The organism is Lunatimonas lonarensis, from assembly GCF_000390185.1.
GTDB lineage: Bacteria > Bacteroidota > Bacteroidia > Cytophagales > Cyclobacteriaceae > Lunatimonas > Lunatimonas lonarensis.
The window spans coordinates 1-14082 of record NZ_AQHR01000073.1 but is presented as its reverse complement, the minus strand read 5'-3'; the positions used below and the strand labels follow the sequence as shown (position 1 = coordinate 14082).

Sequence of the window (14082 nt, the reverse complement as noted above, 5' to 3'; positions counted from 1 at the left end):
TCGGATCCCTCCGGTACGGTTTTTTTATTTATGCTCCCAAAAGTAGGCCTTGGTGGTCGTTTTTTGCTATTATTTGTGAATAATAGTTCTATTTTTGTAGGGTAATGGACTTGTTTTAAGGGTTTTGTATGGTGCGGTTTTTATTTTTGGGAGTATTGCTGATGTTGGCGTTCCAGACTTTTTCCCAGAGTTGGAGGCGAGTGGGGTCGTGGGGCAATGACTATTCGGATATCAAGTGGATCAACAATGAGGTTGGGTATATCTGTGGGGAGAATATTTTTCTTAGATCTGTCGATGGGGGGTTGAGTTGGACTGAATTGGCTGCCCCTACACCTGAACGGGCCGTTGCTATGGATTTTTACGATGAAAACAGGGGCATTGTGCTGGGTCCCGCGGGCGAGATCTTCCTCACATCCAATGGTGGCCGAACCTGGCAGCGACGTACGTTGCCCTCCCAAAAGGCATTGAAAAATGTGGTTTTCCTAACTTCTTCGCAGATATGGGTGATCGGGGCAAGCGGTACGCTGATAAAATCCACCAATGGTGGACAAAATTGGGAAATGGTACCCACCGGATCCAATCATGATTTCAATTCGATTTCGTTTGCCGATGCTCAGACGGCGTACATTGCGACGGGAGGGGCTACCGTGTTAAAAACGCTCGATGGCGGAAATACCTGGAGCAGCCTCCCCACGGATTATGAGGTTTCGCTTAATGGTATCTACTTTGTATCAAAAGATGAAGGCTATGCGGTCGGGAATCTTGGGACAATTATAAAAACCTCGGATGGGGCGTCCTCGTGGCAATTTATCAATAGTGGGATAGATACGGACTTCACAGCCATTACTTTTAACCGCACGAATCCGCTCATCGGCGTGATTATAGGCAAAGGGGGTACGATGCTACGTACTATCAATGCGGGGCTTTCCTTTATCCAAGTTGCAAGCCGCACGGTTCAGGACATTAACGCCATAGATTTCCGGCAAGAAAGCAACAACGTCTTTGCTGTGGCCAATAGTGGATTTTTGGTCTCTTCCACAAATTCAGGCAACAGCTGGGTCATCCGCCTATCGGGCAGGTCCAGTAATTTCACAGCGGTGCAGTTTACGTCCGACGTCCGTGGTTTTATTACAGGGGAGCGGGGAATGGTACTGCTCACTGGAAATGGTGGCAACACATTTACCGATAGATCCCGAAACCTGTCGCTTAGTTTTAAGGCATTACACTTTGTAACCGCAGCGGCGGGTTATGTATCCGGCGAAAACGGCAATTTGATCAGTACAACCAATTCCGGTGCCAACTGGACGACATTAAATCTAGGAACAAATCGAAGTATAAACGGAATACATTTTTTCAACATTGACCGTGGTTTTGTAGTTGGCGCACGGGGTTTTATGGCCTCAACGGTAAATCGCGGGATTAATTGGACGGTACTCAATGCGGGAGAGGGTACACTGGACCTGCATGCCGTCACTTTTTTTGAGGAGGCCATTGGAATTGCAATTGGTGATAGGGGCCATTTACTGCGTACGGAGAACGGGACGAATTGGTCCAGCATATCCACCTCCACAACCGCAAATCTTAGGGCCATCACGCTATTGGATGAACAGTCGGCCATTCTAGTGGGCGATCAGGGTGTGATTCTTAAAACAGCGAATAGGGGGCTTAACTGGCGAAGGATCACCACAGCCTATACATCGGATCTCACTGATGTGGAGTTTTTGGATGAATCGGTCGGTTTTATAACAGGCAGAAATGGGTTGATGATTCGGACATTTGATGGAGGAGAGACCTGGGAGCGTTTGGAGACCGGTACTTTCCAGGATCTTACCGGTTTAAGTTTTGGAGATTTGAATGTGGGGTATGCGGTGGGGCATAACGGGCTCATGTTTCAATATACTTGTCAGGTTCCTGCACAACCAACTGCGATTTTCGGTGAGAACAATATCTGCCTTAGTAGGCAGATTTATACCATTCAGCAAGGAGAGGAACCAGGTACTACCTATGAATGGCGAGTAGACGGTGGCACTATTGTGGAGGGCCAAGGTTCCAATCGTATCGTGGTCAATTGGGAGGTAGCGGGAAGGAATGCAGTAATGGTTAGGGGACAAAATTCCTGCGGGAACGGAGCTACCTCAGCCCTCGAAGTAGTGGTTTCCCGCCAACCCAACGTAGCACCTCCTATCGAAGGGGAGGGCGTGGTATGCCGTGGAGGCATCACCGAATTCTATGTCGATTCCATACCTGGAACCCAATATGTGTGGCAGGTGACCGGCGGTATCATTCGAGGGGGACAGGGCACGTCAAACATAGAGGTGGAATGGACTACCCTCGGCAATCACACCTTGCGTGTTTCGACCACCAATCCCTGCGGGCAGGGCCCGACATCCCAAAAACCGATCCGCGTTATGACAGTACCTAACCGGCCAGGAGCTATTTCCGGTTCCACTCAGGTTGGTTTTCAGGATGTCGACTATGAAGTTCCCTCTGTTCAGGACATCAACTACCAATGGGAACTCAGTGGTGGAGGGATCCTGCTGAGTGGTCAGGGTACCAACCGCGTACGGGTTCGGTGGAATCAAGATGGAGACCATTCGCTGACGGTGACCCCCTTTAATGCCTGCGAAGATGGTCCCAACCAACGCATCGATGTCAACGTCAATTTCATCACTTCGATGGAAGATAAGTACTTTACGTCAGAGGTTGAGATTTTTCCTAATCCATCCCAAGGAGATGTAACGGTGCGGTTGACAGGAATCACCGATGTTCGCGAGATTCGGATTTACAATAGTTTAGGTCAGGAAGTTTTGAGCCTTACACTGGACAGCCTATCGAAGGAGTTGGCGTTGAAGGATCTCCCGAAAGGATTGCTGCAGGTAGTTATACGGGGAAGAACTAAGGAGTACACCAAGAGTCTTTGGGTGAGGTAACGTGCAGGACGATGGTTCAATCATTCGGCAGATGTGATTAATCGCCGGAATGTTCGGGATTTACCAGCCACCTCCTCCGCCGCCACCTCCTCCGCCACCGGATCGTCCCCCTCCTCCGCTGCCCGATTTGGATCCAGGGGGTGAAGATGAATTGTACAAGGCGTTGCCAAAGGCGGAACCCAACCCTTTGGAAAGACCTGTAAAGCTGCCGGTGGCCAATGCCGACCCTGCATACCAGCTTGGTCTATAGCTGGTTCTGCTGTTTGGGGATTGCTCATAGGTTTTCAGGCTTTTTTCAAAGCTCTTGCCCCAAGCTTCACCCACTCCGAGTGCGAGCGCATAGGGAAGGTATTTTTCGAAGACCTCCGGAGTGAGTCCCGGAGGGTTCATAGCCTGGATCACCGGCTTCTCAGCGGCATTCAGGTACATACGGAACCCTTCGATTTCATCCATCACTTGCCTTCCTTCTGGCGTAGGAGCTTTGATCAGGTAAAAAAAGAGGTGATTGATAGCTGCCAACACCAAAAACAGTAGCAGAATACCATACTCGAACGTGACGCCAAATTGATAGATCAGAAATCCCGGCAGGGCAAGAACAAAAAGAAGGGATAGTACATTTCCCAGCAGTGTGGTCATCTTGAATGAAGCTCCCTGAACTACGTGGTAGATCTGCGTGGCTAAGGTAGTGATAATGCCAGCGAGGAATGTGGCAACAAGGGTTCCCAATATCAAAAAGATCCTCTCTTCTTCGAAACGCAGCGGGAAGGTCACGACAAAAACCAAAATCACGGTAGCCACCGAAAGGAGAATACCGGGAGCCAGCCAAATTTGGTTTAGCCGAAAATAACCCTCTCGGTAATGGGCTTTTAGATGGGCTTGAAGTACTTTGAGTGCTCCGTCGATCTTCTTATGTTCTTTTTGGTTCAGGTGAATGACGGTGGATCCCTCGGGAAACAAGGCGTTGATGATGGATTCTTCGAAGGCATTCAGATTTGCTTCCTGCCCGCTCGTTAGCAGGTGGAGATAAAACTTCCTTTTCGCTTCTTCAATCCGGATTATTCCTTTGGTTGCAAGCTGAACCAATGCAACGGTAAACGAAGTTTGGTCAAAGCCCATTTTGTAGATATAGCGGACAGCGGATGCTTCCAAATTCTGCGGAACCTCAAAGATGGGATATATACCGCCTCTTCTTGGATCCACGCCGACCCGCCTCCAAGCAAAGAAGTAATAGGCAACAACGAGGATGAGACCCAAAAGGGCAAGTAGGATGCCGGAATTGTCTCCCAAAAAGCGCAGCCGTTGTTCGTTGGCAGTAGGTTCCTGAATAATCCCTTTGGGCCACGCAACTGCAACTGTCAGTGCTTCATTGGGGTTTAGCACTTTATTAAGTTTCACGCTTACTATATGATCGGCGATTTTTTCCAGTTCGCAGTCGCAGGAATCGTTCCCTACGGCACCGGCGTACCCTGCAAACTGAATGATGCTGGCCTGCGGAGGCAAGGTAATACGTGCTTCTGCCTGTAGGATGGGAAAGGACCAGTCGGGCCCGATGATGTTCCAGTAGAGCTCATCAAAGTCCTCGAAAAAGCCAATCTGGCGATTGGTGGTATAGTAGATAGTGTAGGTGTGGTTGCCGCGTGGTAGAAATACCTCCGGATCACCGATTCGTACGATTTTGTAATCCCCCTCGGCACTTACCTCGTAGGGTTCAGGTTGCCCGTCTTTTAGGATTTCCTGCACGGTAAACCCCACTTTGACGCGATTGCCGTAGGCATCTCTATAAATCGTCGGGAAGGTTCGAAAAATCCCTCTCTGAATAGCCTGTTGTAGACTTTTAACCGTGATGGTCTCGGTTACCTGAAGGGTACCGTCGATGCGGACCTCGATGGCACTTTGGTAGTTCAGGATTTCTTCCCGATCCTGTGCAGGGAGCGCATGGCATACCAGCGATAAGATCCCTGCTAACACGTGTTTTATACCAATCATAGCTCTATTTCCGGGGTTGAGCGCTCTGCATCGCTGGAAAGGCTGAAAAATGGCGCTGGTTTAAAAGAAAACAGTCCTGCTATCAAATTCTGTGGAAAGGTTTCGATTTTAGTATTCAGTTCCCGCACGGTTCCATTGTAGTATCTTCTTGCTTTTTGCAGGGTGGTTTCTACGGCGGCGAGCTCCCGCTGTAGCTCCAAAAAATGGCTGTCTGCTTTCAAGCCCGGATAGGCCTCCGCTAACAGCAGTAGCTTTTGCAAAGATCGTGTCAGTGCGGATTCGGACTGCCCCTGTTCCTCTACGGTATGTGGTTGCAAGGCTTCGCTCCTTATCCGGGTGATTTCTTCGAACAGGGTCCTCTCATGCACTGCATAGGCCTTGACGACCGATACCAGGTTTGGTACCAAATCCGCCCTCCGCTTCAATTGCACGTCAATGCCGCTCCAGCCTTCTTTCACCAGGTTACGAAGCCGAATCAGTTGGTTGTAAACAAAGATTACGGTAAGAAATACGGCAATAAAGAACAGCAATGGGATATTCATGAGGAGCTGGGAAATAGGGTGTTGGAAAACGCTCTCTTAAACTACCCAATTTTGGGGCGAAAAAAAAGAGGCCGAATGGCCTCTTTCCTATCCTAGTCCTTTTTGACTCTGATTTTTTCTTTAATCTTCGCAGATTTACCTTGTCTACCTCTCAGATAGAACAACCTTGCCCTTCTAACTTTACCTTCTCTCAACAGCTCGATTTGTTCGATGGCAGGAGAAATGATAGGGAAAATACGTTCTACACCCACACCGTTGGATACTTTACGTACCGTGAAGGTTTCGCCATTGGTGTTAGGGTTTTTCCGTTGGATGACGGTTCCCTGAAACTGCTGAATACGTTCTTTATTGCCTTCCGTGATTTTCACGTGTACATTGATCGTATCGCCTGCTTTGAAAGAGGGAAACTTGGACCGGACATCCTTGTATTCCTGCTCAACGATTTTTAATAGTTCGCTCATTGCTTTGATATTTTTGCGTATCGCGTTTAAATTACTCAAAGGGTGCGCTTGGCTTACCCTGTTTTTCTTTGCTTAATCAATCTTGCCGCCCTCGTTGCCTGCGCTTGACCCCATCAGATCGGGCCTGCGTTGGCGCGTGCGGCGTACCGACTCTTCAAACCTCCAATTTTCAATCTTGGCTGCATGACCTGAAAGCAACACTTCCGGAACCTTCATCCCGTGGTACTCTGCCGGGCGGGTATACACCGGAGGGGCCAAAAGCCCGTCCTGAAAGGAATCGGTAAGTGCAGAGGTCTCATCGTTTAGCACCCCCGGTATCAGTCGGATCACCGCATCTGCTACCACGGCCGCCGCCAACTCCCCACCGGAAAGCACATAGTCTCCTATGCTGATCTCTTTGGTGATAAAGTGCTGACGAACCCGCTCGTCTACCCCTTTGTAGTGACCACAGAGAATGATCAGGTTTTCCTTCAGGGACAGGGCATTTGCCACGGGTTGGCAAAAGGTTTCTCCGTCCGGCGTCATGTAGATCACTTCATCGTAGGTTCGCTGACTTCGAAGCGTTTCGATGCAGTTTGCGATGGGTTCAATCATCATAACCATACCGGCACCCCCTCCAAAGGCATAGTCATCTATGCTTTTTTGGTTGCCGATGCCGTAGGGCCTCAGGTCGTGTACCTCTACTTTCGCAAGTCCTTTCTGTTCTGCCCTTTTCAGGATCGAATGGTCAAAGGGTCCTCGCAGCAGGTTGGGTACCACGGTGATGATGTCTATGCGCATCTTACTCGTTCAGGTATATGTCAATCAGGCCTTCCGGCAAGCGGCAGAAAACTTTTTTCTCTGCCTTGTCTACTCGTTGGATGATTCCGTCCTGGATGGGTATCAACACTTCTTTTTCTTGGTACTCCATCCCGATCAAATCCTGTGTTTCCAGGTCATATATGACCTTTACAATCCCCAACTCACCCTCTTTTTCGTCTACTATACGACAGCCGACCAATTCGTGAAAATAGTACTGATCAGCTGCCAATTCGGGCAAATCTTTTAGCGGGAGGTAAAGTGCAGATCCAATCAGATCCTTGACCTTGTCTACGTGGTCGTACTCTTCAAACTTTGCCAGATACCGGTTATTAGGTTGGGGCACCATGTGCTCCAGAAAGAAGGGTATCAGGCGGTTGTTTTTCTCTACAAAAAGGTGTTCAAGCTCTTCATAGTCTTCCGGGTAGTCCACGTCCAAGGCAAGCACCAACTCCCCGTGGAGTCCATGAACTTTTGCAATATGGCCTAGTAGAAAGCAATTGTTTTTGTTCATGGCAGAACGGTACTTTATGCCTGTGCTTCGCCGTCCTCAGCGGGGGCTTCAGCTGGGGCGCTTGCCTCTACTTCTGCGGCTGCAGCAGCAGCGGCGGCTTCCTCTTCTCTTTTCTTGATAGCGTCGAGCCTTGCTTGGTTTTTGGCAGCTTCAGCGGCCAATGCCTCGCGCTTCGCAGCATCTTTCACCTGAGTCAGACGATCCACCTTGTTGGCGATGGTTTGCTCCTTGGCACCTAGCCAAGCCTGGAATTTCTCGTCTGCTTGTTCTTGGGTGATAGCACCTTTCTGTACACCAATCTGAAGGTGCTTTTTCAACATCACACCGCGGTAGGACAGCATGGCTTTTACCGTGTCGGTAGGCTGTGCGCCGTTCAATAACCATTTCAATGCACGGTCATTGTTGATGTGGATTGTTGCAGGGTCAGTGTTCGGGTTGTAAGATCCGATCTTTTCGATAAAGCGTCCATCCCGTGGAGCTCTTGCATCAGCTACTACTACGTCATAGATGGCCATCTTTTTACGACCTCTACGCGCTAATCTGATTTTAACTGCCATATTTTATTGGTATTTAGTGAATTGATGGATCCCGTCCATCTGTTTTTTTGGACTGCAAAGATAGCGTATTATAGTCGGAATGCGCAAATGAGTGTGAAATTATTTGCGTGATTTGGATAGAAAGCGTTAACTTGCGGCCTGATTTGAGGGACTTTTCGGAACCTGCTGGTTTAAAGTGGATTCGGAAACCAGCCCTTTGTAGATAATAGGTGATTTGTAGATACCAAATGTCTCGCATCTAGGATCTAATCTCTCATAATCTACAGATGGCCTCGTAGTTCAATGGATAGAATGGAAGTTTCCTAAACTTTAGATACAGGTTCGATTCCTGTCGAGGCTACAAAGCCCCCACCTACTGGCAGTAGATGGGGGCTTTGTTTTTTTCAGGATCAGTTTGGGGCTCTCCCTTTTTCGTGGTATCCATGCCTACCGATCCTACTGTGAAATCTACTGGATCGTAGCGGCGAAATTTCTCACTGCTAGTAGGATTTGATAACCTTTTTCCTTTAAAGTTACTGTTTTTGGTTCAAAACCATTATTTTCCGGTATGGAGAATGCTGTCCAAATTACCTGTGACTACCGTGAGCGGCCTTCGGGAATACCGGAGTTGCTTCGCGAAAAAGGGTGTGTCGTAGATACGGTACGCTTGTTTGCGGGCGATTATCTGGTGAATCAGCTGCTGCTGGTGGAGCGGAAAACTGCAGTGGATTTCACCCAATCCTTGGTTTCCCACCGCCTTTTCAACCAATGTGCCCTTCTTGCCAAATCCCGCTTTCGGCCGGTAATGATCTTGGAGGGGAACCCCTTTCAACTGCCGGGCAAGCTTTCCACCGAGGCCATTCAGGGCGCAATTATTTCAGTTTGCACTGCCTGGCATATCCCCGTGATCCGCACCGATGGGCCTGCACACACGGTTGCTATGCTTTATATCATTGGTAAACAGCAGTTGGCGTCCAGACCCTATAGTGCCAGACTGGGTCGGAAGCCCCGCAGACCTATACGGCAGAAAGCGCAGTTTTTACAGGGCCTGCCGGACGTGGGACCGGTTCTTGCTGAGCGTTTACTGGAACATTTTGGTTGCCTATCCCGGGTTTTGCTGGCCGATCAGGCCGCCTTGCAGGATGTACCGGGACTGGGCGCGAAAAAGGCCATCGGAATAAAACGGTTTTTGGAGGATGGGATTGGCTGACCCTTTTTTGTGCCTTTGGGTTGCCATCGCGTTGCCCATTGTGTAGGCTTTCGCGGCATCGATATTAGCAATGCCAAGGGGTCAACTGGCCGGTGTTAGGGCTGATTTGCAGGAAACAATACCACATAGTCTCAACTTTTTGTAGAGATCAGGACTAAACGAATGGATTGCAGGGGGTAGAAGAATCTATTTTATGACGAGAGGTCGTGGGACTCAATCTCACGCTTTCCATTTTCATCGGCCAGCAAGTCAAACGCCATCCCGTACTGGAAGAGGTCTTCGTTCCGGTTGGTTTCCAGCATTTCCTTGATGCGTTTCTTATGGGAGTTAACGGTGTCCACCCCAATGCACAGGTGGTCAGCGATCTCCTCCGCTTTCAAGCACCGAACCATCAAGGACAGCACTTCTTTGTTCCGATCGGAAAGCAGGTTAAACTTTCCCTGATGCGTCTTTCGGAAGTGCATTTCTGTTGCCATGCGTTTGATTTTGGGAATAGCCCAAGGCTGAAAGCTCAGCGGGATAATCTGCAGCAGCAGGTAGCTTCGTTTTTCAGGGCCGGAGGGGAAAAGGTTCTGAACGATGATCAGTTCCACCTGATGATCTTGCTGCAAGCGTTCGTGTCGGATGTAAAAACTTTTGGCAGTTTTGGACGGATCACCTGGATCCTGAACCCCCAATAGGCAGGTATATGGGTCTGCTGGGTCAAACACCATCTTTTTGCTTTCTTCCTGCGGGAGGTGGTAAAAGAAGGATTCTGATAGGTTGAGGTGTTTTACCCCTCTGGGGCAAAGGTAGAGATTCTGGAAGGGCACACTTCTTTGGATGATTTTGATGCCGGGTATCGCGTTTCCCAGTAGGCGAAGGGCCTGGATTACCGCTGCGATAGGTTGTTCTGGGTGGTGGTCTGAAGGTTCCATGTCGCGTTTCTAGTTGAGGTGTTCGGTAGGTTTGGACAGCAAGAAACGCCAAGAAACTAATTTCGATAAATTTACTTCACGAATTGGGCCGCTTAAGGGATGAGGATGCGGTTTCATAGTATTGACCGATCTCAAACAGCGCACCTTAAAATCACCTAGCTCCAATTGACCGGGACGCCACCCCTGTATGGATCGATCAGAAAAAGGACTGGCCTCGCAGGTCCTTTACCGGATTATCCCAACCCGCACTGGGTCAATGGATTTGAAAGTAACCCGGTCGTTGGCCAATTCACAGGTAAATTCCAGTAGCTTTGGAATCACCGTTTTTTCCTTTAGTGGGAACAGGCTACGGATCTCGTCCGGTTCTTTTTTACATAGATACCAGGTGTATTCAGAAACAGTGGGGTCGAATAATTTTTGGATGGGAAGTCTCAGAAATCCCTCGAAATCAAATTTGACACTGTCGTCGCCGATTTTCTTCACCTGGTCAACAAAAAGATCGAGTTGCTCGATGGTGATTCTTGGCAGATTTCCAAGCTCCAGTGAAGAAAAGAGAATGACCGTATCCTCATAGAAAACCTTGCAGGTACACACCTGCCCACCTCTCTTTTTGAAGTCAAACACGTGTATGTTGTCGATGCTGATGGTGTGGACATATCCTTTCACGAAACGGTGTAGGTCACCGTTCCATCCCCGGTCTTGGTAGGATTTGCTGATGTAATTCCATGCTTCCTCCACCTGACTACTGGATATCAGGTTAAAAAACCGCTGTATGGCTCCCTCCACTTTTTCCAAGGATTCATCGATGGGCTTGTATGCAGGTTGTTTTTCGTTTGTCATTTCGCTGATGAGTTGTCCGGTTTCTTCATCTATCACCTGGTATTTATTCACAATGTCCCTGTCATAGTCGGGCATAAAGGTTTTGATGAAGTTTTGTAGATATATTTTTGCCTTCAGCTGGGGGTTCCCCTTAAGGTGACGGGCATTGATGCTTTCAGGAATGCTGAGCTTGATAAACTCCGAGAATTCAATAAAAATTTCTTCTTTAATAAAGGTGGAAACAGTCTTGTTCTTTTCTGCTCTAAGTTTTTTTTCATAAAAATATTTTCCGTTTTGTGTGGTGGTGAACCTTTCCCGAAAGAAATCGCCGCTTTCATTGGGGTACATCCAGACATGGAAATCGTAGGTAAAATCGGCTTGCTGCGACTGGTTTTTCTCCTGGATTTCATTTCTCAGCTCGTTTAGGACGGCATTTGAAAAGTTCACGAATACAAAGTTATCGATTTCCATGGGGTATTAATTATTCTAAGAATGGATAAGAATGACAAGAATATGAAGGCAATTATAATAACTAACCCCCAATAAACAAAGCCGTATCTTTCTATTAGTACATGATGATACGCACTTAAATAAAATGATATATATAAGTTATTTCAATATGTAGATAGTGGGAACTAATAGCAGTCACACGAGAAGCAGGTGAATGATTTATGTAATAAATGAACAGAATATAGTCCAAGTAGATCGATCCATACGGAGGTGCCTAGGTGAAAAGTCTGGGGTATCACACGAACGCATCTCCGGTTTCCCCCTTTTGGCCTTTTGGCAGATTACGCGACCCATTAACCCATATCGAGATGAAAACGAAGGGATTAATCACGGTGTTGCTTGGTGCCTTATTGCTGGCGTCCTGCGATCTTTTGAAAGCAAAAGACGAAATGGATAGCGTTCAGCCTAAGGAGATGCGCAAGGATCCGGAGGATAAACTGCCTCCTGGAAGGGATTGAAAACTATGGAATCGCAAACATACGAAGCGGAACATAGCGAGACGATGGCCAAGTATCCGCTTGTCAACCGACAGGGTCAGGAATTTCCGAAGGATAGGCACCGCCTACCTGGGCATCGCTCCATTCAATCATAAATAGATGATAGATCAAGATTTAGTCAGTATTCACGAAATAAACTTCAAAGGGTTCTAAGGCATGTTGAGTGCCTTGGAGCCCTTTGTTGTTTTTGGCCAACTAGGGTTTCTTTTTCACCAGTCAGCATAAAAAACACCTGCTTTGCTACTTTTTTTTCAATTATCGAGGTGCGTGCCTATATTGTTCAGGCTTTTTACAGGGAATCGTTTAGTTACAGATAAATGAAACGGATACTTCAGTTTTTAGGCGTCGTCCTTTTGGCCTTGCCGGACGCTCCGGCGCAGCAACCGGGCAGGGCGATCCCGGCAGACACGCTGTTCAAACAGGCGGGAGACCTAATGGACAGGGAAAATTTTCCCGAAGCGATAGCTGTTCTTTCCGATCTCACCGGACGAATCAGCTGGATGGAGCATTCCGCTAACGCCCGAAAAACCTACAATAACCTTGGCTACTCGTACTACCTAAGCCAGAATTACCCTGAAAGCGCGCAAAATTACGAAAGGGCTGTTTTCCTCGCGCAGGAACTTCGTGATACAACGAAGTGGATAACCTCCCAGATTTCCCTTGCTATGGCATATAGGCAATTGGGGTTGTATGGAAGGTGCCTGGAGGCAAATCAGGAGGCACTTCAGTTGGCACGGCAGACAGGCGACTGGGAAAGTGAGGCGAATATTCTAAATGCCATGGGAATCACCTACCAGAACTTGGCCGACTGGGACAAGGCGATCGACTTTCACCGGGAAGGACTCAACCGTTCCTACCAGCATGGCGATACCCTTATGGCCTCCTATCTCATGAGCAATATCGCGATTAGCCAAGCAGGCAAAGGCAAGATCGACAGTAGTTTAATCTATAACCTGCAGTCCTTGCGGATAAAGCAAACCCTAATGTTGGATTCTACAGCTTATGTAAAAAACTACCAAAACATAGGCGATAGTTACTTGGATCTAGACAGTTTACAGCTTGCCAGTGACTACCTAGCCAAGGCAGAGGAGTTGTATTCGGCTTTGGAAGACAAAAAAGGACTGGTCGGCTGTTACAGTAGTCTCGCGCGATTGTACCTCGCAAGATCCTTGCCGTCAGAAGCAGAGAAATACCTACTTCAGGCAGAAGCATTGCTCCAGTCAGTTACCGTCAAAAACCTACAAATCGAGTACCTGACCCAAAAGGTTGATCTGCTTGAGCGTAAAGGCGATTTTCCAGCGGCCTTGACGGCCTTTAAGGAGCTCACTAGCCTTCGCGAAGAGGTATTCCAATCCGAGCAGCTAGAGGTACAGCGGGTAGAGTCTGCCTATGCCTTGAGGGAAAAGGAACTTGTGGCCCAACGGCTTGCGCAGGATGCGGCCCTCGTGCGGGCGCAGTCCAGAAAACATGTCCAACTCCTGGTATTTCTCGGTGTGAGCCTGCTGGCGGCTATCCTTATTACCCTCTTTTTTTCCCGTTTGAACCGCCGCTTGGCAGAGAGTAATCAGCATATACAAATGCAAAAGCTTGAACTCAAGCACACGACCTACAACCTCTTGATGCGTATACAGTCGCTCCTTCGGATGACAGCAAAGAGCATACCCGACCCGGCATCCAAGGAAAAACTGCAACAGATCGAATCCGCCGTTTTATCGGCAGCCTCGCTGCAGCAATTTACCTATGGTGTCGAGAAAGAGGACGAAGTATCCCTTGGAGAGTATTTGGAGGAATTGATCAATCGTCTGAAAGAGGCCTTCGACACTTCTGGTTTCGCCCATGTCAACTACGAGGTCAGGATCAAAGAAGACGCTTTTTTTCCCGTAAACACGCTTCTTAACTGCGGAATGATTGTAGCAGAAATTGTGACCAATGCCATTAAATACGCGTTTACAAACGTGCCCGAACCTAGAATCAGCGTTTCCCTAGCTTATGAAGGGCCCTTTTTACTTCTTCAAATTGGTGACAATGGAGTGGGCATGGATAGGAATGTGATGGCAAAAGGCATTGGGATAGATTTGATCGGCAAATTGGCAAGGAGTATCAAAGCCGATCTCGCGGTAAATAGCGAGGGTGGAACGTGGTACACCTTGAAGATAAGGCGTAACCGATTTGTTTCGTCCGTATGACGCCTACTTTTACTATTTTTACAATGGAACCCTGCAATAGGAATGATTTAATTTGGAACAGATATTTTAACTGTTTATTTTACAAATTATTCTTTGATTGACTTTTGGAGTTAAAGAATTGGTATAATCCATCTATAATACTCCCCATTTGTTGGACCAAAAGTTACAGGTACTAA

General features: G+C 48.0%; 13 protein-coding genes and 1 tRNA gene. 6 read left to right on the top strand and 8 right to left on the bottom strand.

Going from position 1 to position 14082, the window contains the following annotated elements; genetic code table 11:
* Positions 1-128: 128 nt before the first annotated feature.
* Positions 129-2930: a YCF48-related protein gene (locus tag ADIS_RS11985; RefSeq protein WP_010854788.1), complete on the top strand. Its 2802-nt coding sequence runs from the start codon at positions 129-131 to the stop codon at positions 2928-2930.
* Positions 2931-2990: 60 nt separating this feature from the next.
* On the opposite strand, the gene ADIS_RS11980 is transcribed toward ADIS_RS11985, so the two are convergent.
* The 6 genes from ADIS_RS11980 to ADIS_RS11955 all read right to left on the bottom strand — a co-directional run bounded on the left by ADIS_RS11980 (position 2991) and on the right by ADIS_RS11955 (position 7788).
* Positions 2991-4916: a DUF2207 domain-containing protein gene (locus ADIS_RS11980; RefSeq protein WP_010854787.1), complete on the bottom strand. Its 1926-nt coding sequence runs from the start codon at positions 4914-4916 to the stop codon at positions 2991-2993.
* A complete protein-coding gene (locus ADIS_RS11975) occupies positions 4913-5458 on the bottom strand; it encodes a LemA family protein (protein ID WP_010854786.1) in 546 nt (181 codons plus the stop codon). The genes ADIS_RS11980 and ADIS_RS11975 overlap by 4 nt, the downstream gene beginning before the upstream one ends.
* Positions 5459-5550: 92 nt before the next feature.
* A complete protein-coding gene (gene rplS / locus ADIS_RS11970; RefSeq protein WP_010854785.1) occupies positions 5551-5919 on the bottom strand; it encodes a 50S ribosomal protein L19 in 369 nt (122 codons plus the stop codon).
* 72 nt (positions 5920-5991) lie between these two features.
* A complete protein-coding gene (gene trmD / locus ADIS_RS11965; RefSeq protein WP_010854784.1) occupies positions 5992-6699 on the bottom strand; it encodes a tRNA (guanosine(37)-N1)-methyltransferase TrmD in 708 nt (235 codons plus the stop codon).
* Between the two features lies 1 nt (position 6700).
* Entirely contained in the window at positions 6701-7231 is a 531-nt protein-coding gene (gene rimM, locus ADIS_RS11960; protein ID WP_010854783.1) for a ribosome maturation factor RimM, read from the bottom strand.
* 14 nt (positions 7232-7245) lie between these two features.
* Positions 7246-7788: a 30S ribosomal protein S16 gene (locus tag ADIS_RS11955; protein WP_035805780.1), complete on the bottom strand. Its 543-nt coding sequence runs from the start codon at positions 7786-7788 to the stop codon at positions 7246-7248.
* Positions 7789-8056: 268 nt separating this feature from the next.
* Between ADIS_RS11955 and ADIS_RS11950 the strand changes: the two genes are divergently transcribed.
* Together ADIS_RS11950 and ADIS_RS11945 are read left to right on the top strand one after the other, a co-directional pair.
* Positions 8057-8128: transfer RNA gene (locus ADIS_RS11950), tRNA-Arg, on the top strand.
* Positions 8129-8335: 207 nt separating this feature from the next.
* On the top strand, positions 8336-8977 hold the full coding sequence (locus ADIS_RS11945) for an ERCC4 domain-containing protein (protein ID WP_010854781.1): 642 nt from the start codon (positions 8336-8338) through the stop codon (positions 8975-8977).
* A 191-nt stretch (positions 8978-9168) separates the two neighbouring features.
* On the opposite strand, the gene ADIS_RS11940 is transcribed toward ADIS_RS11945, so the two are convergent.
* Positions 9169-9894 (bottom strand): helix-turn-helix transcriptional regulator, encoded by a 726-nt coding sequence (locus tag ADIS_RS11940; RefSeq protein WP_010854780.1) that lies wholly within the window; start codon positions 9892-9894, stop codon positions 9169-9171.
* Between the two features lie 225 nt (positions 9895-10119).
* Entirely contained in the window at positions 10120-11184 is a 1065-nt protein-coding gene (locus tag ADIS_RS11935; protein WP_010854779.1) for a hypothetical protein, read from the bottom strand.
* Between the two features lie 347 nt (positions 11185-11531).
* Here ADIS_RS11935 and ADIS_RS22995 point away from each other — a divergent pair, with 347 nt between their 5' ends.
* From ADIS_RS22995 to ADIS_RS11930, 3 genes are all read left to right on the top strand, one after another.
* Positions 11532-11681 (top strand): hypothetical protein, encoded by a 150-nt coding sequence (locus ADIS_RS22995; RefSeq protein WP_010854778.1) that lies wholly within the window; start codon positions 11532-11534, stop codon positions 11679-11681.
* 5 nt (positions 11682-11686) lie between these two features.
* The gene (locus ADIS_RS23570; RefSeq protein WP_262493041.1) at positions 11687-11815 is read left to right on the top strand and encodes a hypothetical protein; all 129 of its coding nucleotides are present in this window, start codon (positions 11687-11689) and stop codon (positions 11813-11815) included.
* Between the two features lie 222 nt (positions 11816-12037).
* Positions 12038-13906 carry a tetratricopeptide repeat protein gene (locus ADIS_RS11930; RefSeq protein WP_010854777.1) on the top strand — a complete coding sequence of 623 codons (1869 nt, stop codon included), beginning with the start codon at positions 12038-12040 and terminating at the stop codon, positions 13904-13906.
* Positions 13907-14082 lie beyond the last annotated feature (176 nt).

Coding starts and splice junctions, on each gene's coding strand:
- ADIS_RS11985 (WP_010854788.1), top strand. CDS start 129: ATGGTGCGGTTTTTATTTTTGGGAGTATTGCTGATGTTGGCGTTCCAG.
- ADIS_RS11980 (WP_010854787.1), bottom strand. CDS start 4,916: ATGATTGGTATAAAACACGTGTTAGCAGGGATCTTATCGCTGGTATGC.
- ADIS_RS11975 (WP_010854786.1), bottom strand. CDS start 5,458: ATGAATATCCCATTGCTGTTCTTTATTGCCGTATTTCTTACCGTAATC.
- rplS (WP_010854785.1), bottom strand. CDS start 5,919: ATGAGCGAACTATTAAAAATCGTTGAGCAGGAATACAAGGATGTCCGG.
- trmD (WP_010854784.1), bottom strand. CDS start 6,699: ATGCGCATAGACATCATCACCGTGGTACCCAACCTGCTGCGAGGACCC.
- rimM (WP_010854783.1), bottom strand. CDS start 7,231: ATGAACAAAAACAATTGCTTTCTACTAGGCCATATTGCAAAAGTTCAT.
- ADIS_RS11955 (WP_035805780.1), bottom strand. CDS start 7,788: ATGGCAGTTAAAATCAGATTAGCGCGTAGAGGTCGTAAAAAGATGGCC.
- ADIS_RS11945 (WP_010854781.1), top strand. CDS start 8,336: ATGGAGAATGCTGTCCAAATTACCTGTGACTACCGTGAGCGGCCTTCG.
- ADIS_RS11940 (WP_010854780.1), bottom strand. CDS start 9,894: ATGGAACCTTCAGACCACCACCCAGAACAACCTATCGCAGCGGTAATC.
- ADIS_RS11935 (WP_010854779.1), bottom strand. CDS start 11,184: ATGGAAATCGATAACTTTGTATTCGTGAACTTTTCAAATGCCGTCCTA.
- ADIS_RS22995 (WP_010854778.1), top strand. CDS start 11,532: ATGAAAACGAAGGGATTAATCACGGTGTTGCTTGGTGCCTTATTGCTG.
- ADIS_RS23570 (WP_262493041.1), top strand. CDS start 11,687: ATGGAATCGCAAACATACGAAGCGGAACATAGCGAGACGATGGCCAAG.
- ADIS_RS11930 (WP_010854777.1), top strand. CDS start 12,038: ATGAAACGGATACTTCAGTTTTTAGGCGTCGTCCTTTTGGCCTTGCCG.